This window comes from Pseudomonas fluorescens (genome assembly GCF_002022275.1).
Taxonomy (GTDB): domain Bacteria; phylum Pseudomonadota; class Gammaproteobacteria; order Pseudomonadales; family Pseudomonadaceae; genus Aquipseudomonas; species Aquipseudomonas fluorescens_AJ.
Genome location: NZ_MSDF01000046.1, coordinates 29,643 through 55,161 on the forward strand (window position 1 = coordinate 29,643; position 25,519 = coordinate 55,161).

General features: G+C 61.6%; 19 protein-coding genes. 10 read left to right on the plus strand and 9 right to left on the minus strand.

Going from position 1 to position 25,519, the window contains the following annotated elements; genetic code table 11:
* Positions 1 to 106 precede the first annotated feature (106 nt).
* The 8 genes from BFW87_RS24075 to sctL all read left to right on the plus strand — a co-directional run bounded on the left by BFW87_RS24075 (position 107) and on the right by sctL (position 11,326).
* Positions 107 to 5,695, plus strand: coding sequence for an AvrE-family type 3 secretion system effector (locus tag BFW87_RS24075; protein ID WP_078742210.1), 5,589 nt, complete (start codon positions 107 to 109; stop codon positions 5,693 to 5,695).
* A gap of 793 nt (positions 5,696 to 6,488) precedes the next feature.
* On the plus strand, positions 6,489 to 7,373 hold the full coding sequence (locus tag BFW87_RS24080) for a sigma 54-interacting transcriptional regulator (RefSeq protein ID WP_078742211.1): 885 nt from the start codon (positions 6,489 to 6,491) through the stop codon (positions 7,371 to 7,373).
* A gap of 116 nt (positions 7,374 to 7,489) precedes the next feature.
* Positions 7,490 to 7,831, plus strand: a complete 342-nt coding sequence (locus BFW87_RS24085) for a hypothetical protein (protein WP_139372487.1) — start codon at positions 7,490 to 7,492, stop codon at positions 7,829 to 7,831.
* A gap of 55 nt (positions 7,832 to 7,886) precedes the next feature.
* Positions 7,887 to 8,981: a hypothetical protein gene (locus tag BFW87_RS24090; RefSeq protein WP_078742213.1), complete on the plus strand. Its 1,095-nt coding sequence runs from the start codon at positions 7,887 to 7,889 to the stop codon at positions 8,979 to 8,981.
* 38 nt (positions 8,982 to 9,019) lie between these two features.
* Complete coding sequence (gene sctI, locus BFW87_RS24095) at positions 9,020 to 9,385, plus strand: type III secretion system inner rod subunit SctI (RefSeq protein WP_078742214.1); 366 nt, start codon at positions 9,020 to 9,022, stop codon at positions 9,383 to 9,385.
* 5 nt (positions 9,386 to 9,390) lie between these two features.
* The gene (sctJ, locus tag BFW87_RS24100) at positions 9,391 to 10,209 is read left to right on the plus strand and encodes a type III secretion system inner membrane ring lipoprotein SctJ (protein WP_078742226.1); all 819 of its coding nucleotides are present in this window, start codon (positions 9,391 to 9,393) and stop codon (positions 10,207 to 10,209) included.
* A complete protein-coding gene (locus BFW87_RS24105) occupies positions 10,206 to 10,760 on the plus strand; it encodes a type III secretion protein (RefSeq protein ID WP_254865940.1) in 555 nt (184 codons plus the stop codon). Before sctJ ends, BFW87_RS24105 begins: the two co-directional genes overlap by 4 nt.
* Entirely contained in the window at positions 10,760 to 11,326 is a 567-nt protein-coding gene (gene sctL, locus BFW87_RS24110) for a type III secretion system stator protein SctL (RefSeq protein WP_078742215.1), read from the plus strand. Before BFW87_RS24105 ends, sctL begins: the two co-directional genes overlap by 1 nt.
* Before the next feature lie 445 nt (positions 11,327 to 11,771).
* Here the strand turns inward: sctL and BFW87_RS32050 are convergent, their stop codons facing one another.
* The 8 genes from BFW87_RS32050 to BFW87_RS24150 form a co-directional block, all read right to left on the minus strand.
* Positions 11,772 to 12,953, minus strand: coding sequence for a hypothetical protein (locus BFW87_RS32050; RefSeq protein WP_176159815.1), 1,182 nt, complete (start codon positions 12,951 to 12,953; stop codon positions 11,772 to 11,774).
* 217 nt (positions 12,954 to 13,170) lie between these two features.
* Complete coding sequence (locus tag BFW87_RS24120) at positions 13,171 to 14,340, minus strand: hypothetical protein (protein ID WP_078742217.1); 1,170 nt, start codon at positions 14,338 to 14,340, stop codon at positions 13,171 to 13,173.
* Positions 14,341 to 14,425: 85 nt separating this feature from the next.
* A complete protein-coding gene (locus BFW87_RS24125; protein WP_078742218.1) occupies positions 14,426 to 16,066 on the minus strand; it encodes a dipeptide ABC transporter ATP-binding protein in 1,641 nt (546 codons plus the stop codon).
* Between the two features lie 2 nt (positions 16,067 to 16,068).
* Positions 16,069 to 16,905, minus strand: coding sequence for an ABC transporter permease (locus BFW87_RS24130; RefSeq protein WP_078742219.1), 837 nt, complete (start codon positions 16,903 to 16,905; stop codon positions 16,069 to 16,071).
* Positions 16,902 to 17,855 (minus strand): ABC transporter permease, encoded by a 954-nt coding sequence (locus BFW87_RS24135; protein WP_078742228.1) that lies wholly within the window; start codon positions 17,853 to 17,855, stop codon positions 16,902 to 16,904. Before BFW87_RS24135 ends, BFW87_RS24130 begins: the two co-directional genes overlap by 4 nt.
* A 56-nt stretch (positions 17,856 to 17,911) precedes the next feature.
* Positions 17,912 to 19,546, minus strand: a complete 1,635-nt coding sequence (locus BFW87_RS24140) for an ABC transporter substrate-binding protein (protein ID WP_078742220.1) — start codon at positions 19,544 to 19,546, stop codon at positions 17,912 to 17,914.
* A 293-nt stretch (positions 19,547 to 19,839) separates the two neighbouring features.
* Positions 19,840 to 21,066: a M24 family metallopeptidase gene (locus BFW87_RS24145; RefSeq protein WP_078742221.1), complete on the minus strand. Its 1,227-nt coding sequence runs from the start codon at positions 21,064 to 21,066 to the stop codon at positions 19,840 to 19,842.
* A 51-nt stretch (positions 21,067 to 21,117) separates the two neighbouring features.
* Positions 21,118 to 21,999: a HalD/BesD family halogenase gene (locus BFW87_RS24150; protein WP_078742222.1), complete on the minus strand. Its 882-nt coding sequence runs from the start codon at positions 21,997 to 21,999 to the stop codon at positions 21,118 to 21,120.
* A 105-nt stretch (positions 22,000 to 22,104) separates the two neighbouring features.
* On the opposite strand from BFW87_RS24150, the gene BFW87_RS24155 reads away from it, so the two are divergent.
* Positions 22,105 to 23,019 carry a LysR family transcriptional regulator gene (locus BFW87_RS24155; protein WP_078742223.1) on the plus strand — a complete coding sequence of 305 codons (915 nt, stop codon included), beginning with the start codon at positions 22,105 to 22,107 and terminating at the stop codon, positions 23,017 to 23,019.
* On the opposite strand, the gene BFW87_RS24160 is transcribed toward BFW87_RS24155, so the two are convergent.
* Positions 22,957 to 24,189, minus strand: a complete 1,233-nt coding sequence (locus tag BFW87_RS24160) for an MFS transporter (RefSeq protein WP_078742224.1) — start codon at positions 24,187 to 24,189, stop codon at positions 22,957 to 22,959. The two genes, BFW87_RS24155 and BFW87_RS24160, sit on opposite strands and share 63 nt — an antisense overlap.
* A gap of 287 nt (positions 24,190 to 24,476) precedes the next feature.
* Between BFW87_RS24160 and BFW87_RS24165 the strand changes: the two genes are divergently transcribed.
* Positions 24,477 to 25,406 carry a LysR substrate-binding domain-containing protein gene (locus BFW87_RS24165; RefSeq protein ID WP_176159816.1) on the plus strand — a complete coding sequence of 310 codons (930 nt, stop codon included), beginning with the start codon at positions 24,477 to 24,479 and terminating at the stop codon, positions 25,404 to 25,406.
* Positions 25,407 to 25,519 lie beyond the last annotated feature (113 nt).

Below are 25,519 nucleotides of genomic sequence, written 5' to 3' on the forward strand. Positions count from 1 at the left end.
AAGTGGCCGGTACGCGGGCACCGCAGCGGTGGAAAAAAGGCCACCTCGCATGGAACCACATGGCGCCCGCTCCCACTTACGCTAATGGTCTCAAGGAGAGCGTCCCATGTCAGGCATCTTTAATTCATTCAAAACACCACGCGCGACACCCGCTCCAGCACCCCAGGAAAGTGGCCCGCTCGCCCATGAACAGGCCCTGCAGCTCAAACAATCAAAAACGCCAAAAAAATCCGCTTTCCGTATGCCGTCCGGCCTGGCGCGGCTGGGTTCGGCGGCGAAAAGCGTGATCCAGCCGCCGGTCTATCAGCGTCCCGGCGAGACCAAAACCCGGATCGACTGGGGCAAGCTGGTGGGCCGCCCCCACGATGACAAAACGCCCCAGGATTGGCAGCAACCGCTGATGCGCCGTGACGCCGACGGCAAGCTGCGCATGAACAACACCACCACCGGCCACGCCTTGGCCGAACGCCTCAACCAGGAAAGCACCTACACCGATATCGCGATGCACACCGACCTCGCGGCGCCCGAGGGCGAGACGGCTGAGCACCTGAGCTTCACCATGAAAGACAAGGACGCCAACTACCGGCAGGTCATGCAGACCCCGGCCATGGTCTGCGTCCTCAAGTCGTCCCTGGCGCAACAGCAGGGCGGCGATGTCACCACGGATGTACGCCGCGCCGGCAGTGCGACCCTGGGCGAAACCACCGGCGTGTTCACGGACCGCCACGGTGCGCAATTCTGCGTGCGCGGGCAGAAGCTGTTCCGCTTCGACGCCACGCGTAACCGCTGGCTGGCGCACCAACCCGAGAAGGCCGATATCAAGCGCCTGATGCTCGATCAGCACGGCGAGATTTACCCATTGCGCGCCAGCAGCACCGGCAGGGACAAGTTCTACACCGCTGATTACAGCGCGACCCTGTCCCACAGCGGCACCGAAGTCACGGTCGATCGCTTCAGCGAAGGCCATCATCAGCCGCTGCATATGCAAACCGCCGCCGGCGTGGCGTTCAAGGCTGACCAGATCGCCTTGCTGGAAGACGGCCCGGGCAGCCCGCCGCGGGTGGTAGCCACGGATGAACACGGCCAACTGTTCAAGTCCAGCCGGCTTCCGGCGCCCGGGATGAACCTGACCACACTGACCATGACCCCGGTGCCGGCTGATGATCGTCAACACGCGTTGGGCGACAGTGGCACCGGCAGCCGCATTCACGGCTTCTATCACGAGCATGGCCTGAAGGCGATCGTCGAGGACCGGCATGGCCGTTACCACGGCTTGCCGATGGACAATCAGCGCTTGCAACCTGGCTGGATCCTGAGCGGCCAGTGGCAAGCGGGCACGCGCACCGGCCTGCCTTCGGCGGTCAGCGCTGCCGACCCAAAGGTCACGCTGCACGGCGGTGCCGCGCTGGCCCTGAACAAAGACCGCGGCGAGCTGTGCGGCTGGCAGGAAATGTACCAGGACTGGCGCCCATTGAGGACGCGCAATGTCGAGCACCTGAGCCATGGCCTGGACAACAAGGCCTACGTGCTACAAAAGGGCCGGCTCAAGCCCGTGGACGCGCAATACGAACATCAGAAGCTGGACCTCGACAGCCAGAAAGCCGTGGATTTCGGCCGTTGCACCACTGTCAGTCTCGGCGCGCCATTGACTGCAGCAGAGCACGTTAAAGCCTTCGCGGTACTCGACGAAAAAAAGTTTGTGACGCTGCAAGTCACCCCGGCTGGCCGCACGACCCTGACAGCCCATCTGGATGGCAAACCCGTCACGCTGGCGTTGCCGCCCGGGATGGCCGCGACGGGCGACGCTGCCGGTGCGGATGCCCCTCGGCTGGCCCTGGACCACAACCGCAACCTCTACCTGATCAGCGGGAATAACCTGCAAATGGTCCCCGAGAGCCAGTGGACCGAACCTTCCGGCTCGCGCCTGGAGTGGCGCGCGGCAGGTCTTGAGTTCCATGAAGACAGCGCCGGCGGGCCGCCCAGGCAGGTCGATGCGCTGCAAGACAAGCTGCTGAGCGCGCTGCAGGAGACCACGGCGGGCGCCACGGTTGATCTCAGGGGCTTGACCCAGGGTCGGAACAACCGGCCCGTGCTGCTGCTTTCAACCCACGGTGGCCAGGATGACGAGCGTGTGCATCACCTGGAACTGAACCGGGAGAGCCGCACTAATAAAATGCTGTTCAAAGCCACCGACGAAGACGGCCCGGTCGACCAGAACAATCAGTTCGAACGCTCGGAGCGGGATAATCACAAGACCAAAAACCAGGCCTTGGGCCGCTTCAATGCCGTGACCGCTACCAACTTCTTTGGCGTCAGCGGTGACGACGCCAAGGTCAAGGCCAGCGCCTTCAAGCAACTGAAGGAAACCCTGACCCACCACTTCCACCCGTTGCGCGGCCCGCAAAAAATGGTCGCCGAGGCCAAGGGCGCGGTCGAGCAGGCGACCGCGCATGCCGGCGCCGGCAGCCATATCAAACTCAGCGCGCAGGCCGTGCTGGACTCGCTGCTGACCCGAGAGTCGCGCGCGCGCGAAGGGCTGCGGCCGCTGTATCAAGAGTCGGGCCGCTTGTATGCCAGCCTCGACAAACTGGCACTGGTCCCCGCGGGGCGCACCCAGACCGGCGGTGACTTGCAGTCACGCATCGACCGCCGCATCGATCAGACCACGCCGCAAACCAAGGCCTTGCACGAGGAATTCAACCAACTGCGCAAGGAATTGGAGAGCAGCAGTGAACTGTTTGCCCATCGACTGGGGTTGATGGAGGGCTATTTCGACGAGCACGGGCGCAACGCCGCCGGCAAGACCCTCAACCCGGCCTATGACACCAAGACCGATATGGCCAAGTTGGCGGCGACGATGCGCGCCGGGCGGACCGCCCCCAACCCTGGCAGCAAGGCCGAAGAGAAACTGCACGATCTGGCGCAAATGGGCCTCAAGCTCAACCCGCGCGACAAACGCTCACGGGGCGACCAGGGCCGCGATTCGTCGGTCAGCGGCCTGGTGGTCGATCGGCTATTGCTCAACGCCCAAGTCCTGCAAGACATGCACGCGCTGCTCGACCCGGTCGACCGGTTCAACAACCCACGCACCCTCGAAGGCATCCGCAAAGAGTTGCACGGCCTGCGCCTGACCCTGGACGCCAGCCCGGTCAAACTGATGAGCGACCGCAATTTCATCAACCACAAAAGCGTTGAAAACGCCGAAGAGACGCGCCGCGCGTTCGCCCAGCAAGCCACCGGCAAGAACGCCTTGGCGATGCATTTGAATCAGACCTTTGGCAGCGAGGACCAACGGGTCGCCGCGCTGACCAGCCACTTTGGCAGCATGGAAGAGCGTGACCAGATGTCGATTTCGCGCAGCACTGCGACGACGTTTAGCTCGCCCTTGGTGTTTATCGGTATTGCGCCGGACGGCGGTGGCTTGTCGGGCCAGTTGAGCGCCACCAGCAAGCAGCAGATAGGCGTCACCGGTGCCGGCGGCAAGACCGGTACGTGGATGGGCCTGGGCAAGAGCGAGACCCAGAGTGGCGCGCTGAGCTTCGGCTATTACCACGCGCCTTCCGAGGTGATCAAGCAGTTCACCCACGGCACGGTGGGGCAACTGTATTCGGTGGATGCCCAGCTGCAGATTTCGCGCTCCAAGGCCAGCAGCAACCTGCTTGAAATCGACCGCCACGACATGGCGGCCTACCTTCAAAACCTGCACGATTACAACGCTTCGCTGACCGATCTGTACCGTCTGGGCAAATCGGCGACGCAGGAGGTCTCCACCGAATGGGCCGGTGATGTGGACTTGTCGGGTACGGTCGATATTCTGCGGCTCGGTGTGGGCGGTTCGCACAACCCGAGGTCCGGCGTGCCGCGCTCGGCGGTCAACGAGTTTTTCCGTATCACCGCCGGCTTGCGTGGCAACGTCAACGTGCTGCACGCCGCGACCAAGAGCACCGACAGTTACGCCACCGATGGCGACTCGAAAAACGTGCGGGTCAATAACCTCAAGGGCTTTTCCACGGCCAGCGTCGGTGCCTACCTGCGGCCTTTCGGGCATGCGGTCAACGGCAACGTGTTTTCCGACCCGCAGCCCAATGCGCAAGGGGTGAACAATGACGTCACGCCGGCGCAGATCAATATGTTTGAAGTGGCCGTCGGCCTGTCGCTGGACCGTACCAAAACCAATCGCTTCAACCTCAGTTTCAAACCGGGTGCGGTGGTCACGGCCAAAGACCTGCAGACCCTGGAAGGCAACATCAAAGCCCATTTCGCCAGCCAACTGAGCGATATGGTGCGGGACGAGTTGCCGCAGCTCCTCGCGTTCCGCGATCAGCAGACAGAGCGCAACAAGCTCGCGCAATTATTGTTCATGGCCTCGACCGACAATGGCCCGGACGCCGCAAGGACGCTCGACACCGGGCGCCTGCGCGACTTGCTGGTGCCGCTCAAACGCGCATTCCCTGAGCAGCAAGCGCTATTCACACAAGTCGACAAGGCCACCCCCATACCGGCGGCGCTCACCCGAGACCTGCAACAGTGGTTCGGCCAATTACCGCAGAAGGCCGAGATCTACAGTGCACGTCAGCAGATCCTGAGCCCGATGCAGCGCCTGCGCGCCGACGATGCCAATGTGGCTACCCTGGAAATTGCCCTCGCACAATTTTCCCGCCCGCAGGCTCGTGAATTGCTGGCCGAACTCAAACAGCAAGCACCCGATGTGATGCAAATGCAGGAGCTGCTCAACAAAGCCATCCGTGCGGACCAGTCCGACGGCGGCCTCAAGGAGCCCAGTGCGCACTTGAACGCGCTGCAGGAATGGGTCGAACGCAAGCTGCCGGCGCCAACCCTGGCGCAAGGCTGGAGCAGTTCGCCGGAAACCGAGCAGCAAGTCGCCGTGCGGCGCGGCATGACCGCGTTGGTCAACGCTGACAAGGCTTCCAAGGATGGCGAGCGCCAGTTCGCCAGTGCCGAACGCAGCCACAGCCTGCCGGGGCTGGGCAAGCGTAAGGACGGTTTGACCGCTGAAGATGCACCGTGGCGCGAGACCACCAGCGCGGCGAATGCCGAGCAGATCGCCCGGCTGTTCAAGACTGAACCGCAGCTGCGCGACCTGGCACGGCGGACCGAAGGCGAGTTACCCACCAACGTACAGATCATCGTCGAACTCAAAGACTCGGTCCGTGAGGAGCTCGAACAGCGCTGGCGTCAGTCGCTGGCGGACAGCGCGAGTCCGTCGGGCGCTGCCGGCACCGCGAAGAAAACCGATGAAATGGACTTCAGTGCCGAACTGAAAAAGGCCCTGAGTAATTCCGACAACCTGCGCATCAAGCGCCTGACCACCTTCCGGCCGGCCAACCATACCGCCGGGATTGCCACCCCATCGGTGGGCCTGTCCTGGAGCAGCTCGGCCAGTATTGCCGACGGGCCGGTGCTCAGCTCCTTCACGTTCGAGTACAGCAAGAAGGATGAGAGCCGCCCGATTGCGGTCGGCACAGGCGGGCGCTTGTTGCAGTCGGGCAGCAGCCAACTCAGCCGTGACCTGATGGCGCGCGAGAGTGGCCGCGTGGTGACCACCAGTCGACCTGGCGCCGCAAGGACCGGCCGGCACCAGGAAGGCGTCGAGCAGCCGGGCACCAGCGGTTTTGTACCGGATGGCCCGTCCACCGGCACCGATCCGAACCGTGCAGGGCCGCCGATTATTTAAGGGTCGGGCCCGCCGCGACGACGGATGCTTAGTCGTCGCGGCGTCTAATTGCTATGGGAGGCCCAAACTATGCACTTAGTGTTGTAAGTGCTACTTGATTAGTATGAAAACTCTATATTAGAGCATGTGGTCAAATGAGAGCGCCGATTTGAAAAAGTGTGTAATTGGTTCGCGCCGATGAAAGGCACGATGCGAATATTAAATAAAAATTCATGTTCAATAATCCTGACTTAATATTCATGTTGCCCCTGAAAGTTAGTTACACTACATGGCGTATCAGTGACAGGCCCGTGGGGCGTGCACTTTGATGATTAAATCCAGTTTTTTAATGTGCAAATATCTAGATGTCACATGTCTGATGTCTACCAGAGGTCGCTTCTACGGGCGCCTTACGGGTTGACGCCGTTGTACTAAACGGTGTGAACTGGCATTGCCTTGACATCATGGCCCTCTGACCAAAGTGCACAAGCACAGGGGGCTGGAGAGTGTGTGTAGTCTTCAGTGCACATGCTTGGGGGCGCTGACGCAGATGACATAACGCTGGCTTATATCAGCGATAAGACTTGGATTGGTTATATAACTATGCGCCGTTGAATTATGGCGTCGGGCGACTTCGCGCCTGGTTTATAGCGTTTGTGCGCGTTGAATATACATCGTGTCTTAATATATGGGATTGCATTCGCAGGTGGTCACTTGGAAGTCTTCTTTCCATGGCCGCCGGAGCGCTGTTTATTTTGCGGATCGCATTCTAGGGTAAACGTCTTTGGAAGAGTCAGCTGAGCACTTGGGCTGTATGTCATCGTTGGGTAATGCACTGGATGTCGATCACATCGCGTTCAGTACCGCCCAGCTGAATATCGACTTGCTGCTGTGTGGTGAGACAGGCACCGGCAAGGACACGTTGGCGAGCAAAATCCACGACTTGTCCCGGCGCACCGGCGCCTTTATCGGTACCAACTGTGCGGCAATTCCTGAGGCGCTGGCTGAAAGCGAGCTGTTTGGCGTGGTCAATGGTGCGTACACCGGCGCCAGTCGCTCGCGCATGGGCTACATCGAAGCCGCGCAGGGCGGCACCCTGTACCTGGATGAAATCTGCAGCATGCCGTTGACCCTGCAGGCCAAGTTTCTGCGTTTGCTGGAAACGCGGGGGGTTGAACGGCTGGGGTCCACGCAGTTCATTCCAGTGAACTTTCGTGTGATCGCCTCGGCGCAGAAAAACCTCGACGATCTGGTCGAGCAGGGCCTGTTTCGCCGTGACCTGTATTTCCGCCTGAATGTGCTCACTGTCCAACTTCCCGCCTTACGCGATCGGCGCGAACAGATCGTGCCGATGTTCGACGAGTTCGCCAGGGCCGCCGCCGAGCAGTTTCAGCGCCCGGTACCGCACCTTGATAGCCACTTGCTGCGCTTATTGTTGAGCCACTCATGGCCGGGCAACCTGCGCGAGTTGAAGTCCGCCGCCAAGCGTTTCGTGCTCGGTGTGCCGATATTTGCCGATCAACTGACAGCCCGGGCCAACGGCGCCTCGAGCGGGCTGAAGACGCAATTGCTGGTGATCGAAAAGACCCTGATTCAGCAGTCACTCAAGCGACATAACCAGAGTGTCGAGGCGGTGAGCCAGGAGTTGGAAATTCCGCGCCGCACGCTTTACCACCGCATGAAGCTGCTGGATCTCTAGCGCGCCTGGCGATGGGGCGATCCATCTTTCGTTAAAAATAACGGGAACCTGATGGCAGAGCTTCCCACTCACTGATGGCTTGCATGGTGCAGGCCCAATTATCAGAGGTGACGCAGATGACTTTTAAACTCCCTAGCGGTAGCGGTTTGCTCAACAGTGCCACTCAGACCGCCAGCAATCTGGGCGGCTTGGTCAGTGGGGGCTCCAATTTGCTTTCCACGTTGGGCAACGTGTCCAACGGCGGCGTTCCCCAGTCTTCCACCAATGGTTTGGATGGCACAAACGACTCGACCCAAGCGTTGGCTAACGCGTCGGCACAATACACTCAGGAACAAAGCGCCTTCGAGATCCAGAAAATGGGCACTGACACCAAGAACGCGGAGAACGCCGGCGTGATGGACACGGCTACCAAGGCTCAGAACGCTGAGATTACTGCCGGTAAGGCGATTCAGTACTAATAGGCCCAGGGCCCCTTCACGGGTAGGGGCCTCACATTGAGCGGAGGTTAAGGCTATGAGCGTTTCGGGTGCGACTGCGGGAAGTTCTGCCGCCAATGGTTTGCAACTCACAATGGGTACTGTCGCTACGAACTCGAGTGAAACGTCCAGCACCAGCGACAATGAATTGAGCCAGTTGGTCGGTGAGCTGACGGGCGACATTACCGGGCCCGATGGAAAGCTCGACACCGGCACGCCGCTGGGAAAAATGCTCGACGATTTCGTCAAGAACAACCTGCCGGACGGCTTGGCCAGCCAGGGCGACCCCGCTCAGAGCATGACCAAAAAGGGTGTATCACAAGCGCTGACCAGCATGATTCAGGATGTGCTCGGCGGGGGTTCCAACTCCAATTCCAGTGACAGTGGCCAGGGTGACCTCAAGTCGCTGATCCTGGGGGCGCTGGGCAAATCCAAGCTCGATAGCCTGCTGACGCCGAACCCGGGCCGTGATGGCAGCAACTTTTCCACGTCGGGCGTTGATCCACAGATACTCGCCCAGGTCGGAAAGTTCATGGACGATAACCCCGACGAGTTTGCGCCGCCTGACCAAGGCGCGAGCGAAGGGCAGGTGGGCGGTTGGACCGGCGAACTGAATGCCAACGTAGCCGGTGATAATTTCCTGAACCACGACGAAAACGCCGCCGTGACCAAGGCGCTCGGCATGTTGGGTCAGATCATGCAGCAGGGCCTGGCCTCACCTGAAGCATCATCATCGGGGCAGAATTCTTTGCCCACCGGCAATGTATCGTCGAGTTCCGCTGGCGGACAGGAAGGGGGCGCGTCCTACTTCCCTGTCTTTGGCAATCAGGGCAATCAGGGCAATCAGGCCAGTCAGGGCAGCCAGGGCAGTCAGAGCGCGCTGGGGCAACAAATGCAGGAAATGCAGGCCATGCAGCAAATGGAGCAGGCGTTCGAGCAATTCGAGCAGGCTGCGCAGGGGGCCGGTGCGAGTCAGGGCAGCTCCAACAGTGGCGGAACCAGCTCGTTCGACCAACTGATGAGCCTGTTGAATCAGGGTGGCAACTCTACCCACGGCTCGCACCATTCGTCCCCGCTGCAAGCCAGCGCGCAGGACACGTCGAGCAAAATCCTGAACAACCTGTTCGGCTGATCCCAACAGCCATTCGACCCGCTTGCGGAGGTTCTATCATGAGTATCAATGCAGTCGATCACGCCCGTGCCGCCCACCTGGGTGACGCGTCGCGCGGGCTGACCAGTGAGCCCGAGCAGGCGGACGTCGACCTATTCAATGCGGCGATGCGTCAGCATGCCGGTACGCCACCCGCCCGCTTGGCTGACGCCGTAGCGGGGCCGCTGGTGCATCAACTGGAGAAGATCAACGATCTTTCCGAAAAGGCCAACCGCGCGGTGAAGTCTGCCGCGGGTTCGCTCAACCCGATGGATATGCTGCAGATGAACCGCTCACTGTCGGCCTATTACCTGCAGAGTGCCCTGACCGCCAAGGTGGTCAGCAAGGGCGGGCAGGCCCTCGACAAATTGACCAACATGCAGTGATCAGCATGAAGACCTCTGCGCAATGGCGCCGGGCCGTGGCCGTCGCCCTGACGTGCCTGGTCCTCAATGGCTGCGGCGATCGCGTCGAGTTGCTGCACGGCTTGACCGAACAGGACGCCAATGAAGTGATTGCAGCCCTGGCCGACCGCAACATTTCGGCGGGTAAGCGTCAGGACAAAGAAGGGGTCGCGGTGTTGGCTGACGGCGGTCAAATCAACCGCGCCGTGCGCGTGCTCGACGCCGCCGGCCTGCCCAAGCGCACGCGTTCGAGCCTGGGCGAGATTTTCAAGAAGGACGGGGTCATTTCCACGCCGCTCGAAGAGCGCGCCCGCTATGTGTATGCGTTGTCCCAGGAACTGGAGTCGACGCTGGCTCAGATCGATGGGGTGGTGGTAGCCCGTGTGCATGTGGTGCTGCCCGAACGTATCGCGCCAGGGGAACCGGTCGAGCCGGCCTCGGCGGCGGTATTTATCAAGTACACCCCGGCGCTGGACACCGACAGCGTACGCGCGCGCATCCAGCAGATGGTCGCCAGCAGTATTCCCGGCATGGCCAACGAGCCGGCAGACTCGAAAAAGCTCGCCATCGTGTTCGTGCCGGCGGCACCGTTCGAAGACCACCAAAGCCTGGTGAGTTTCGGCCCGTTCCTGCTGGACGCGGCGGCGGTGGGGTATTGGCAGGCGATGTCGGTGCTGGCCGTGGGTGCAGTGCTGTTGCTGATGATTGGCCTGACCTTTTTGCTGCGGCCTGACCTGCGTCGTTATCTGCCAGGCTTTCTGGGGCGGTCCACCTCAACGGAGCTGGTACCGGGCAAGAAAGCGTGAACGAGACGTTCCTCACCTGGTGGTGTTTTACCTGGCGCTGGGCCCACCGGTCACGCCTGCACGCCTGGGCCGACGCGGGCTTGTCCGAAGTGCTCGCCGAGTCGCTGGCGGTCACCCGGCATCAGCACTGGTTGACGTTGCTGGGCATCGACGCCAGCCAGCCGATAACACCGTGCCCGGCACTCCTGCAATGGCTGGCGCTGGCGCCATCGCAACAGCAAGAAGCCTTGCGCCTGGTCGGGCGGATCAGCTTTCCCATGCACATTGCAGCGGTGGCGGGCGAGCATGAAGACTGGAGCCGCAGCCTGGCCAAGGCGCTGCGTCCTGGCGTCTGGATACCGCCCGGCGCGGTACCGGATGCACGGGTGCTGCTGGCGGCCTGGGTCGCGCCGCCATGCTGGCCACGCCTGGCGCTGAGTTGGCCACACGCCGAGATCGAAGCCCTCAACCTTATTCCGGGCCCGTGGCCCCGCCGCAAGCTGGATACGCTCTGGCAGGCGGTGTTGTGGCGCGTGCATTCCATCCCCCAGCCTGACAGCGAGGCCCACTGATGTTTGTAGCGCGTCGTATCGATCTGCAGACCTCCCAACCCGTCCTTCACGAGCCGATCCTGCGGCGCGAGGTGCGGAGCGGAATCATCCGTGGCGTGCAAGGGCTGGAAGAAATCCAGGCCCGCGCGGACGCCATCCTGGCCGCTGCCGAGCATCAAGCCGAGCAGTATGTGCAGCAGGCGCAGGCAGAGTTCTGGCAGCGCGCCGAGGGGTTTCTGCAAACCTGGCAGACGGAACGTGAGCAAGACTTGCAGGCACTGGCCGATCAAGTGGATCAGGTATTGCAGCAGGCCTTGGTCCAGTTGCTGGGCGAGGTGCCCGAGCCTCGGCGCGTGGCGGTACTGCTCGATCACCTGCTGCGCAGCCAGCAGCGCCCGGTCAACGGGCAGCTCAATTGCCATCCCGAGCAAGTGCAGAGGGTCACCGATTGGCTGCGCGGCCAGCCGTGTGAAGCATTGTGGACGGTGCAAGCCGACAACGGGCTGGACTGGGATCAGGTGTACCTGACGACCGCCACGGGTGCGTTCAGCCTGGATTGGGCGGCGATTCAAGGCGTGGCCGGCTGAGGGTCGTGGTCAGTGCGGCCCCTGTGGGAGCTGGCTTGCCTGCGAAGGCGGTGGCATTGCCGAGAGAGATGTCGCCTGACCCACCGCTTTCGCAGCCTCGCTAAAGCTCGACAGCTCCCACAGTTGATCTGTGTTGCCGGGTAGATCGGCGTTTGCCAGTGACCGAGCCCTCACAGACAACCACCGATCAGAATGTGTGAGCTGGCTTGCCTGCGATAGCCATAGGTATGCCGATCGTTCCCACGCTCTGCGTGGGAATGCATCCTGTGACGCTCTGCGTCACCTGGCGCAAGACCTTAACCTCGCGCCGACTTCGGGACGCGGAGCGTCCAGGGCGGCATTCCCACGCAGAGCGTGGGAACGATCAATGCCCACTTGCCTGGAGCCAGGCGACGTCTTTCGAGCTTGGGAGAAACCGCCACTGATCCTCTCAGTGGCGGGTGTATCAGGCGTTGCCGAAGGTCACGTCGACGTTCATGGAGTCGGTGTGGCGCATTGGGTTGTTGCCTTGGCCCAGGGTGTCGTCGTTGGGGTGGAAGTAGGTCTGGCCAGTCGCCGATTGGCCGCCTTGGCTGAGCTGGTCGATCATGTAGTTGGCGCCTTTGTTCATCGTAGCGGTGGAGCCATCGTAGAACCCGGCGATGGTTTTATTGCCGGCGGAGTCTTGGGTGGTGATGTCTGAAGGGGCATTACCGGCGATGCTGCGGGAGTCGCCGATGTTGAAGCCATTGTGGTCGGTGGCCGCAATCGATGCATTGCGCCCGTCGATGTCGCTGGTGTTGATAAAACCGTTGTAGAACTCCAGGCGGCTGGCGTTGGGCTGGTATTTACCGTCTGCGTCGGCTTGCTTGAGCAGGCCGGTGGTGTCGTTTTCGAACTTCATATGGCCGGTCTGGCCGGGTTGCAGGGTCATTTGCGCGACCAGATTATTGTCTTTGTCGAACTGCCCGATGTTGATCGGCTTGTCCTGGGTGTTGGTCACGTTGAACATGCGCGGGCCGCTGCCGGCCGTTGGCCCGTCGCCGACCGCAGACGCTGCGGCGGTTGGCGCTGCTGTGCTGGAGACGCCGCCAGGGGACTGTGCAGCGGCCGCTGGGTCGGTTGCTTTCGAGTCGGCTGGGCCGGTCGCCTTGCTGACGTCAGTTGGAGGGACGACGGTGCCACCGGCCAGTGGGTCCGAAGCACCGGGTTGCCCTGTGGCCGTGCCTGTGGGGACGCCACCGCTGCCGCCCGAGACCGGTGCGCTGGCATCTGAGGCGTCATCTGAGGATGATCCACTGTTCTGGCTCTGCAATAACTGGCTAATCAGTTGCATCATCTCAAGCAGTATTTTCTTGAGCATCGTGCCCATATCGGTGCCGTCCGAGCCTTGTCCGTCAGCTTGAGCGTTGGCTGAGGATGGATCGCCGGCCGGGGCCTGGGCAGGGCCGCCGTAATTGATCGGCCCACCCGGCGTGGCGTTGGTTACCGAGGGATCGTAAAACTTCGAAACCCCTTGGCCGCCTGCGCCAAAGCCAGGCGCCGAGCCAGCGGAGTTGGCGTCGGGGCCTGCAGACGGGTCGGGAGCCGGGTCGTAAAGCTTGGATAAAATAGTGCTGGCGGTGCTGTTGAGTCCTTGCAGCGACATGGGCGACTCCGTAACTCGAGTGATGGGTGTCTGAGTGGGTGGGAAGCTGAGCCCATCGGTTCCCGCACATCTTCAACTCGAGGCCTGCATTTACAAGATTCGCCACTTCCATGGTGTTGCAATTGACGCTATCGCAGGCAAGCCAGCTCCCACATTTGATTGGCGGCGCGGTCAAAAATGTGGGAGCTGGCTTGCCTGCGATGGCGTCAAAGGCCTATCAGAAGTAATACCCGATGTTCATGTACAGCTGATTCTCCCACTGGTTACTCCCCCCAGCCCCCAGGCTTTGGGTATAGCTGCTGCCACCGATATACGGATCGTTCTTGCCGATCAACCACTCCGTGGCAATCCACAATTTGCTGAACGAAAACGACGTACCGAGGATCACCCGCTGCGAGGTCTTGAACTCATTATCGGACTTGTCGAACGCACTGTAGTTGGCATACAGCTTCACGCCGCTGATCTGGTCGAACAGGTACTTGCCACCCACGTCGTAGCTCAAGTCGGCCACATACAGGTTGCCACGGCTGGCGACGTTGAATGTGCCGTCATACCCGCCCAGCGTCACCACACCGTCGGTGCCTTCGTTACGCGGCGACATTTGTTGGCGCGCGGCCTGCAATTGCACGCCCCACGGGCCGTTTTTGCCCAGGTAGTGAATGGCCACGGCGTTGCGGCGGCCGTCGTCGCCGGTGTCCTTGTTTTCCAGGGTCGAGGTCAGGCCGGAGAGGCCGACTTCGGATTTCCAGTCGCCCAGCTGCATGGCCTTGGCCACGCGCACCACCACGGTGTTGCGCTCCTGGTTGTTGCTGCCGTCGGCCACGTAGCTGTCGGCCTCGGAGATCACACTGGAATAGGTCACGCCCTTGCTGGTGCCGCGGCCTTGCCACGCCGGGCGCAGGTAGTAACCGGCCTGGATGTTCCAGTCGCCGCTTTGCTGGATGTACTTGGTACCGATTTGCTGCACGTCCTCCAGGCCGATCACGTTGCCGAGGGTTTCGTAGAAGGTGCTGCCGAAGTACGGCTGCAGGCCGAACGGCACGGTGTTCAAGCCCACCTGGATCTGCTGGTCGGGGTTGAATTTGTAGCCGACCCACGCGAACTTGGCGAACTGAATATCACCGTAATTCTTGGTGTACTGGTAGGGGTAGGAGCGCCCGTAGAAGCGGTATTGCGCCTCGCCGGTCCAGGTATCGGAGTTGTACTTGGCGCTAAGAAAGGCGGTGTCGAGGCCGAACTTTTGGATGTCGCGGTCCGGGTCGTAGTCCCAGCGCGCCCGCACGGCGCCGCCGAGGTCGAGGTTGTCGGTGACCTGGTAGGCCATGGCCGGTGCCGCGAGGGCGCCGAGCACGGGGACCAGGGCGATGTAGCGTAAGGTTGGTCGCATGGTTTTACTCTCGTTATTGGTTATTTTTTGGCAACAGCAGCCCGTTGCCGCAGCGAACGCTGCGACGCGGGGAAAAGGGTCGAACTTAAGAAGCAGCGGGGCGGATCAGCCTCAGCGGCGGCCCGGCAGCCGGTAATTGCGTGGCCCCCGGCGCGGCCGCGAGCAGCGCCTGGGTGTAGCTGTTCTGCGGCCTGAGCAGCACCTGCTCGGCGGTGCCGTATTCGACGACTTCGCCTTGGCGCATTACCGCGATGTGGTCGCTGATCTGCGCCGCCACGCGCAGGTCGTGGGTGATGAACAGGATGCTCAGGTTGAGTTTCTTCTGAAGGTCCGCGAGCAATTCCAGCACCTGCTTTTGCACCGACACATCCAGCGCCGACACGCTTTCATCGGCAATCAGCACCTCCGGACGCATGGCCAGCGCGCGAGCAATGCCGATGCGCTGGCGCTGGCCGCCGGAGAACTGCCGGGGCTTGCGTTGCAAGGCGTCGCGCTTGAGGCCGACCTGTTCGAGCAAATCGCCGGCCTCGGCCCAGGCGTCCTTGGCCGACAACCCGCGCAATTGCGCGGCGCGGGCGAGGATGTCGCCGACGCGGTGGCGTGGATTGAGCGAGCCGTAGGGGTCCTGGAAAATCATCTGGATGCGCCGGCGGTTGGCGGCCAACGCCGAGCCGTGCAGGGCCAGAAAGTCGGTGTCGCCGACCCACACGTGCCCGCTGTCGCTGTCCACCAAACGAATCGCCGCCTTCACCAGCGTGCTTTTGCCCGAGCCCGACTCGCCGACAATCGCCAGCGTCTTGCCCCGTGGCAAATTCAGCGACACGTTCCGCAGCGCTGCTACCGAACTGCCGCCGACGGTGTAGGTCTTGGTCAGATGCTCGATGCGCAGGGCCATTTCGCCGTCGGCACTCGGCACATGCAGTTCTGGATGCAGGGCAGGCACGGCTGCAATCAGCTTGCGCGTGTAGGCATGGGCCGGTGCGTTGAGCACCTGATCACGCTCGCCGATTTCCACCAGTCGGCCACCTTCCATCACCGCAATGCGGTCGGCAATCTGCGCCACCACGCCAAAGTCGTGGGTGATGAACAGAATGCCGTGCTGCCCGCGCCCGCGCAGGTCACGCACCAGTTTCAAGACCTGGGCCTGCGTGGTGACATCCAGCGCGGTGGTAGGCTCGTCGGCGATCAACAGATCCGGGTTCATCGCCAGCGCCATCGCAATCACCACCCGCTGGCACTGACCGCCGGAGAGCTGATGGGGAAAGCTGTTGGCGATGCGCGGCGGGTCCGGCAGTTGAGTGGATTCCAGCAGCGCGAGCATGCGTTCACGGCGCTCCACCGCAGGCATCTGTGGCGCATGAATATCGAAGATTTCCTCGACCTGTTTGCCAATCCGGATCGCCGGGTTCAGCGCCGCCATCGGCTCCTGGAAGATCATCGCGATACGGTTGCCGCGCAGGGCACGCAGGCGGGGTTCGTCCAGGGTGCAGATGTCGTCACCGAGAAAGTCGATCACCCCACCGGCATGCCGCAAGCCCTTGGCGTAATCGCCCATGATCGCTGCTGACAGCACGGATTTGCCCGAGCCTGACTCGCCGATCACACACAGAATTTCACCCTTGCGCACGTCCAGGCTGATGCCTTGTACGGCGTGGCTGCGGTCGGCGCCCTTGGGCAGTTCGACGCTGAGGTTGTCGACCCGCAATACGGTTTGCTGGCTGTTCATGCTCAACTCCTTGCGCCTTGCTGCGCGTGTTCATCCAGCCCGTCGGCGAGCAAGCTCAGGCCGAGCATCAGGGTGGAGATGGCGATGCAGGGGAAGATCACCAGGTGCGGGAAGGTAATGGCCATGGCGCGGCCGTCGTTGATCATGCCGCCCCAGTCCGGGGTAGGCGGCGGCAGGCCGAGGCCGAGAAACCCGAGGGCGCCGATCATGATCGCGGTGTAGCCGATGCGCAGGCAGAAATCGACGATCAGCGGACCGCCGCAGTTGGGCAGGATCTCCACCAGCATGATGCGCAGCGAACCTTCGCCCTGGGTGATGGCGCTGAGCACGTAGTCGCGCGAGCGAATGTCGATGGTCAGTGCACGCATGATCCGGAAGATTGCCGGGGCGCTGGTGAAGGTCACTGCAATCAGGATATTCAGCGCCGAGGCGCCGAGGGCGATGATGATCACGATGTACAGCACCAGCACCGGGAACGACAGCACGGTGTCGGCCACGTAAGACAGCACCGCATCCACCCAGCCATTGAAGTAGCCGGCGCACAAACCCATGGCGATGCCCACGGCAAACGCAGTGAGGGTGGCCAGAATCGACCAGAACAACACGGTGCGCGTGCCCCAGATCAGCCGCGAAAGAATGTCGCGGCCAATCATGTCGGTGCCCAGCAGGAAGCTCGCACCGTCATCACCGGCGGTCATGGGCGAGAGCAGCGGCGTGAAGCTTTCCAGTGGGTTGTGCGGCGCCAGCCACGGTGCGAACAGGGCGACGAACACCCAGCCGCCCACCAGCAGTAAACCGAGCAATGCCAGGGGATGTTTGAACGCTTTAAGCAGGTTCATTGGCTGCCTCCGCCGAGACTGCGCAGGGTGATGCGCGGGTTGAGCCAGGTGTAGGCCAGGTCCGAGAAAATCTTGCTGATGCCCACCACCACGCCACTGATCATCGCGCAGGCTTCGATCAGGTAGACGTCATGGTTCAGGGACGCGGTGTAGAGCATCGAGCCGAAGCCCTTGTAGGCGAAAAACACCTCCACCACGATCACGTTCGACAGCAGCCACGGGATGTACAGCATGATCACCGTGACCGGCGCGATGAGCACGTTGCGCAGGGCATGACGCAACACAATGCGGGTGGTCGAGGCGCCCTTGAGCCGCGCGGTGCGGATGTACGGCGCCTGCATCACTTCGACCATCGACGCTCGGGTAATCCGCGCCAGGTAACCGATGCCGAACAGGCACAGCACCATCAGCGGCAGTACCAGCTCCACCGGGCTGAAACCCTCGCTCATGCTGCTCACGCCCGGCAGCCAGTTGAGCCAGAACACGAAGATCGCCGAGACGAATACTGCGCTGGCGAAGTCTGGAATCGAGGTGGTGACGATCGACAGGAACGACACCAGCCGGTCGATCAAAGAGCCCTGGCGTACCCCGGCGAGGATGCCCAGGGTCAGCGCCACCGGCACCATCACCAGCAAGGCCAGCCCGGCCAGGGTCAGGGTTTGCCACAGGTTGGGCAGCAATAACTTGAGCACCGGCTCGCGAAAGTACACCGAGGTGCCCCAGTCGCCGGTCACGAAGTCCTTGAGCCACACCAGGTAGCGCCACACGAATGGCTGGTTGTAGCCGTGTTCCAGCAGCCACGCCGCGCGCTGGTCGGCGGCGGAATAGGGGCCGAGGACGTTGATTGCCACGTCTTCGATATTGAGTTCCAGCGCCAGGAACACAATCAGCGATACCGACAGCAGGGTCGCCAGCAGCATCAGCAATTTGCGCAGTAGAAAATGAGCCATCAGGACCATGCTCCGACAGGTTTCGGGAGGCCTGCCCGCACGCGGGCAGGCGTGACTCAGGCACTCAGCCAGACGCTACCCATGGGGTAGAAGTCGGACGGGTGCACCTGAAAGCCCTGGACCTTTTTGCTCACGGCGGTGAATTTGTCGCCCCAGAACGGCTGCACGATCACGCAAGCGTCCTGCAGGATTTGCTCGACGCTTTGCATGGCCACGGCGCGCTGCTTGGGATCGATGATGCCCATGGCCTTGTCCAGCGCGGCGTCGAAAGCCGGGTCGTTGTAGTGGCTTTCATTCCAGGCGCCGCCGCCGCGATACGCCAGCTCCAGAGACATCACACCGAGCGGGCGATGGGCCCAATAGGTCAGGCTGAACGCGGCCTTGTCCCAGATTGGCCAGTACTGCGCGGCGGGCACCACTTTGAGGTTGATGCGGATGCCGGCTTCCAGGCAGTTCTGTTGCAGGATTTGCGCGCAGTCCTGCTCATAGCGGCCCTGGGTGTTGCCGACGATCAGGTCGATGTCCAGACCTTTGGGGAAGCCGGCTTCAACCAGGAGTTTTTTTGCCGCCGCCACGTCGCGTTCGCGCTTGGGCAGCGGGAAATATTCAGGGTGGGACGGCGCCACGTGATGGTCTTCGCCGAGGGTGCCCATGCCGCGATAGGCGACCTTGAGCATCTGCGCATTGTCGGCGCAGAGCACCACGGCTTTGCGGATGCGCAGGTCGGTAAAGGGTTTTTGATCGCAGGCCATGCGCATCACCACGGTCTGCGCGGATTTGCAGCTCAGCAACTGCGCTCCGGGCAGACGCTTGGCCAGGTCCAGTTCGGCCACGGTGACGCGGTACAGCACGTCGACTTGCCCGGCTTGCAGCGCGGCCAGGTGGGTGGACACGTCGGTGCCCATGTCGATGTAGCGCAGCTCATCCAGGTTGGCGGGTTTGCCCCAGTAATCGGCGCGCTTGGCGAACGTCGCCTGCTTGTTGACCGCAAACGACACCAGCTTGAACGGCCCGGTGGCCAACGGGTTTTTCGCCCAGTCATCACCGGCCTTGAAGCTGCGGTGCACGAGGGCACAGGTGAAGGCGTTGAGCATTTCGGGGATTGCCAGGATCGGACGCTTGAGTTGCAGGCGGAACTGGTAGTCGCTGACTTTTTCGAAGGCCTTGATGTCCTGGAACGCAGTGCGGTTGACCGACTTGGAGTCGGCGGCAATCCAGCGTTCGATGTTGTGTTGCACGTCGTCGACGTTGAAGCTGTCGCCGTTGCTCCACTTCACGTCCTGGCGCAGGTTGAAGGTCCAGGTGGTGAGGTCTTCGGACGGGCTCCAGCTTTCGGCGAGGTAGGGGTGGGTGATGTTGTCGGCGTCGACCCAGGTCAGGTATTCCAGGGAGTTGCGCAACAGGTTCGACGCTTCGATCCAGGTGATCAGCATCGGGTCCTGGATTTCCTGGATTGCACAGGCAAAGCGCAGGCTGCCACCCTGGCGGGCCGGTGTGCCATCGGCGGCCTGAGCGTCGTTGCCGAGCAGGGCCGAGCCGATAAAGGTGGAGGCGCTGGCCACGGTGATGCCCAGCAGGGCGGCGGTACGCAGGAATTGGCGGCGGTTGATCTCGCCACGTTGCACTTGGGCACACAGGTCGTTTACGGCTGGATGTGGCAGGCTGCCGTCCAGGGTCGTCAAGTCTTTCATAAGCCTCTCCGGTACTTGCGAATATGCGTTTTTGTTGAACCGCAAGGGTCAGTGGCTGGCGCGATGCGCGCGCCGCCGAGACCGCTGTGAAACCGGCAGAAGAACAAGGCAAAACGAAGTCAGGAGGCGGGCAATGGGATAGGACATAGGGCAGCTCTCATGTTGTTTTTATTAGAGATGCCCGCAGTTTTGTCATTTGCGCAACGATGGACAAACGACAAATTCTGCACAGTAACCTTCTATAAATGCATGTTACCTGTCCGTCCCAGGGCCGCCTGTGGTGCTAGACGGGTTCAGCGCGGCAACAGGCGCGGATCGAACGGGTAGTCGGACAGCAACTCAATGCCGTGTTCGTGGATATAGATCTGTTCTTCGAGCTTGACCCCTTCGCCGCCGTCGTCGTGGCCGATGTAGCTCTCCACGCAGATGGTCATGCCCGCTTCGAAAACCCCGTCGTAGCCCAGCGCGTCGATGTCTTCGCGGTGCACCACGTAAGGGTATTCACCGGTCATGCCAACCCCGTGCACCAGGGCGAAGTAGCGGTTGTTTTTGTAATGCTCGGGAATTTTCCAGGCCATCTCCGCGTATTCCTTGAAACTGCGCCCGGCCTTGAGCATTTCGACGTTGGTTTGCACTTGTTCGTAGGCCAGTTTGTAGAGTTCCTGCTGCTTGGCGGTGGCGGCCTGATCGCCACACAAAAAGGTGCGCGAGAAGTCCGCGTAGTAGCCGAAACGGCCGACCACGTCAGTGTCGAGCGCCACCAGGTCACCGGCTTCGATGGGGCGTGTGCTGCATTCCTGAAACCACGGGTTGGTGCGCGGGCCGGAGGAGAGCAGGCGGGTTTCCACGTAGTCGCCGTCGGTGGCGATCACATGCTGGTGCAGGTGTGACCACAGTTGGTTTTCGGTGATGCCCGGGGTGAGCTTGCTTTCCATCAGACGCACCCCGGCTTCGGTGGCACGCAGGCTGGCGCGGATCATCTTCAGTTCGTTGGGCACCTTGATGCAACGCGCGCGCTCCAGCGGTTCCTGGGCGTCAAACACCTGGTAGCCGAGGCGTTGCAGTTCGAAAGCGGCCGCCGAGGTGGCGCTCTCGATCGCGATGCGTTTGCCACCGCCGCATTTGCGCACCAGTTCGTCGATTTCCGCAGCCCAGTCGGCGGTCACGTTGCCGAGGAAACTTTCACAGAAGTAATAAGAGATGGCCTTGGCCGGGCGCACTTCGTCCACGGTGTTCAGGGTTTCAGCCAGGTGCAGGCAGCCGCCGAATTCGAAGATCACCACCGGGCCTTCCGCCGGAATAAAGGCATACCGCGCCGGGTTGCGCGCCGAGTACACCTGCATGTTGCGCGAGCCGGTGGCGTAGCGCATATGGGTGGGGTCGAACAGCACGCAGGCGGCGTAGTCACGTTTTTTCAGTTCGTTGCGCACCCGTTGCAGGCGGTCCAGCTGGATTTGCTGGATCTCGTCATGGGTAGGTTCACAGTCGGCGGGGTTGCGGTTCGGGCCGGACAGGCTCATGGGATGTTCCTCACAGGGCATAAACGGTTTTTTGGTTTTTTAGGGGGAGAGTCAGTCGAGCAACTGGTCGCTGCGCACCAGGTTGCGTTCGGCTTGCAGATGGGCTTCGGAAAGGCGTCCGTAAAGCTGCTTGGTGCGTTGGGCGCGGCCAATGATTCCGGGCTTTTCCGAGTAGGCGAAGATCGCCGTGTTGCGCTCGGTAGCACCCTCTACACGGGTGACGCGGTGCACCGAGAAACGGCCCTTGAAGATCTGCAGGTCGCCGGGGTTGAGTTCCAGTTCCTGCACCCGCGAGCGGTCTTCACCGCGCACCACTTTGCCGACGGCGCCGAGGTTTTCCTGGCTGCGTGAGCGGATCATCGGCGCGTATTCGAACAGGCCGCCAGCCTCGGGCTTCTGGGTCATCATGCTGACGATGAATTCGTTGGTATCGAAGTGCCAGGGCTGCTCGGTGCCCTCGGGCATCACGTTGATCACCAGCCCGGCGAAGGGGTCGGCGTATTCGAAAATCTCCGGTTCGTCGAGGCAGGCGCCGATAAAGCGTTTCATCATGGGCGAGACGTACAGGCGGTGAATGATCGCGTCGGGGGCGATCATGTCGCGGGTCACAAAGCCGCTGGTACGCTCCATGAATGTGCGGCGCGGGTCATCCTGGGGCAGGGAGGTGTCGTCTTCGGTGAAGTAGGCGTTGACCTTGCGCACCGAGAAAAACGTCTTGCCCGACAGCGCCAAACCTTCCAGGCGTGCCTGTTCCAGCGCGGCGGGGCGCAGGAAGTTCTTCAGCAGGCAGCAACCGTCTTCGGCCAGTTCCGCACGGGCATGTTCGATCAGTGCGCGTAATTGAACATGGCCCGAATCATGTATGGGGTACAACTCGGTATTAATGATATCGCTGATATCACCGGTTTCGGCATCGGCAAGTTTGAGACTCATACACGGCTCCTGAAGTCAGTTGTTGTGTTGAGTCGATAGTTGCGTAAAGCGCTTTAAAGTGGAAATTACACGTTGTGATCGAATCCATCGGCAGAGGCGATAGTTATGTCAGGCGAACTGGATGGCGGCTTACTTAAAGTGTTTGTGGCGATTATCGAGTGTCAGGGTTTTTCGGCGGCGGCCGAGCGCTTGCACAAAACCCAGTCCACGGTCAGCCAGAGTTTGCAGCGCCTGGAAGAGATAGTCGGCACGCCGTTGATTCACCGTACCAGCCGTTCCGTCGGGCTGACCGCCAGCGGCGAAACCTTTCTGATCTACGCCCGGCAGATCCTCAAATTGCACCATGAGGCGGTCAGTTCGGCGCAATTGCCCAATGATCAGGTGTGCATTCACCTGGGCATGCCTGAGGACTACGCCGAGTACCTGTTGGGCGGCATGCTCAAGGACTTCCAGGCGCAGTTCGCTCAGGTTCGGCCGGATGTCTGTTGCGAAATGTCCACTGCGCTCGTAGGCCGTTTGAACCGTGGCGAGCTGGATTTGGTCTTGGGCGTCGAGCATGCCGGTTTGCAGGCGGGAGAGTTTCTTTGCGAGGAGCCTCTGGTGTGGGTCGCGGCGCCGAGCTGGAGCTGTGTGGGGCGCCAATCCGTACCGCTGGCGGTGTACGCCGAGGGCTGTGCCTTTCGCGCAAATGCCGTGCAGGCGCTCGCCCAGGCTGGGCGCTCGTGGCAGGTGGTGTACACCAGCCAGAGCCCGCGGGGTATTGCGATTGCCATTGAGCAAGGCTTGTCGGTGGGGGTGATGGCGCGTCGTCTGGTGCCTGAAGGCTGGCAAGTGCTGGATGAGCGCCAGGGTTTTCCTCCGATTGCCCCGGCACGCCTGATGTTCTGGCGCTCAGCCGGGTGCCAAGTGCCGGAGGTGGAGGCGTTAGTGGAAATTTTGCAGCGTCAGCTGGGGCCTTCAGGGTATCTGCACGGGCAGCGCCGCGTCAGTCGTCCGCTGAGCCATGCGTTTGAGCAGTAACAGGCAGGCGAACACCCAGATGGCGATCCAGGCGTGGACCACGGCAAACTCGCCGCTCGCTTGCAGCAGCCAGCCGCACAGGCCATTGGCGGTGGCGCTGGCCAAGCCATAACTGACCATGCTCAAGCTCACCACTTGCAGGCTTTGCACCGGGTTCAGGCGCGCGCTCAGGTAGGCCGCCATCAAGCCCCACGACGGAAAATAGAACAGCGCGAACAGCCCGGCAGCCCACCAACTCAGCAACAGGCTGGGATGCCCGAGCAACCCCAGCATGGCGAGACCGAACGCGCCGATGCTTAACGCCAAGACCCGCAGCGCGCCCCAGCGATCCGCCAACGTGCCCAACAGCAGGCCGCCGATGGCGCCGCCAATGCCGATCAGCGTCCACATTGAGCCGGTTACCGTCGCGCTGGCGTGCAGGCGGTCGCTGACAAAGGCCGACAGAAAATTCAGAAACGGCCCGCTGATTGCGCCGATAAAACCGCTGAGCAGCACGATCTGCAGCGCCACGGGTTGCTCCACGCACAGGCGCAGCCACTGCCTCACGACCTGATTGAGCGCAGGTGGCTGGGAGGAGCGGGGCGCCTGCTCGGTTTTCGGGGCGAGTGCCCACAGGGTCAACACCGTGACCAGCAGCGTCAGCCCTGCGCAGATCAGCCAGAACTGGCGCAACGACAGACCCTGCAATAGCGCAATCAGCAGTCCATTCAGGCAAATCGCAAAGGCCGCCCCGGAAGACGCAAGCCCCAACACCCGGCTGCGGTGAGTGGCCGGGATGACGTCTCGCGCCAACGCCGCAATGGCGTTCCAGTTCGATACCGCACAGGCTGACACCAGCGCCAGGCACAGTGCAAACGGCAGCGCCCACGGCGTGGCGACGGCAAGCGCCAGCAAAACCGGGCTCAACACCATCGTCAGACGCACCATGTTACGCGGGCTGACCCACGCCGCCGCGACGCCGCTGGCAATCGAGGCACCCATATAGAACAGCTGCAACAGCGCCGCAATCAGTGCCGCTTGGCTATAGCTCAGCCCAAATGCCTCACGAATCTGCGGTAGTAAAGCGGAATACAGAAAAACACTGAAACCGTGGGTGGTTGCATTACACGCGGTAAATACAAGTGCGAGCACACCAATACTTCGCCGCGATGAAACAGCTGTGTTCGACATGGCGACGTTCCGAATGACTTGGGTGGGTTAGTTGGTGAGGAGACTAACTTTTGTGAGGTTTTATCGACCAATGCTTAATTGTCTTAGTGTGCATGCGTAATACGCGTGCTATTTGTTCGTGAGCGACGTCATTTGATGGAAAACGACACTTTCGATTCAGCGCGGTGTTTTTATCCCTTCGCAGAGGACGCTACCGCTGGCGCGATACAAAAAGGTATGTTGTGTGTGAAATATCCTGCTTTGTTGTGGGATGCCGCGTCCCTGCCAACCGCTGTCGAGTGTCCCCCATGAAACGCAAAATGCCCGGTCTCAATGCTCTCAAAGCCTTCGAAGTCGCCGGCAGTACCGGCAGCTTTACCCGGGCTGCGGAGCTGTTGAACGTGACCCAAAGCGCGGTCAGTCGCCAGGTGCGGCAGTTGGAAGAGCAGCTGGGGGAGAACCTGCTGGAGCGGCGCCACCATCACCTTGAACTGACCAGTGCCGGGCGTGTGTTGCTGCGGGCGTTGCATCAGTCTTTCGACAAGATCGAGCTGACGGTGCGCAGCATTCAGCAGAAGACCCATTCCAACCGGTTGCACGTGAATGCGCCGCCGACCTTTACCAGCCGCTGGTTGATGCCGCGTTTGGGGCGCTTGCGCGAAGCCCATCCGGAGCTGGAGTTGAGCATCACCACCTGTTTGCAGGACAGCCTGGCGCAGACCAGTACGCTGGACTGCGCGATTCGGTTCGGCAATGGGGAGTGGGATGGGCTGGACAGTTCGCTGTTGATTCAGGAGCGGCACATTGCGGTGTGTGCGCCGTCGTTGTATGCCCGTGAGTGCAGTGACGGGGTGGACCTGAATCGCATGACGTTGTTGCATGTGTTGGCCAGTGAGGATCAGCGGTATTTGACGTGGAAGCACTGGCTGGACGCGGCGCGGATTCATGGCGTCGATACTCAGGGCGGGTATGAGTTTGACCTGCTGGATCTGGCGATTCGGGCGGCGACGGATGGGTTGGGGATTAGCATTGCGGATTGGCATATGGTTGCGGCGGAACTGGCGAGTGGGCAGTTGACGCAGGTGTTGAATGTGCATGTGGAGGGGCATCAGTCGTACTGGCTGGTGACCCGGCCGGAGCAGACGGATTCGCCGCAGTTGCAGGTGTTTGGGCGGTGGTTGCAGGAGGAGATCTGGTTGGCTCAGCGGCAGTTGGAGCCTTCTACTGCGGCGGGTTGAGGCGGGGTTTTGTGGGTATATCCGTTATTTGGGTGATGGCTGGGATTGGTTCCGCCCTTACGGCGGGTCACTTTGGAAAAGAGCCCCAAAGTAACCAAAGGGCTCTTGCCCCA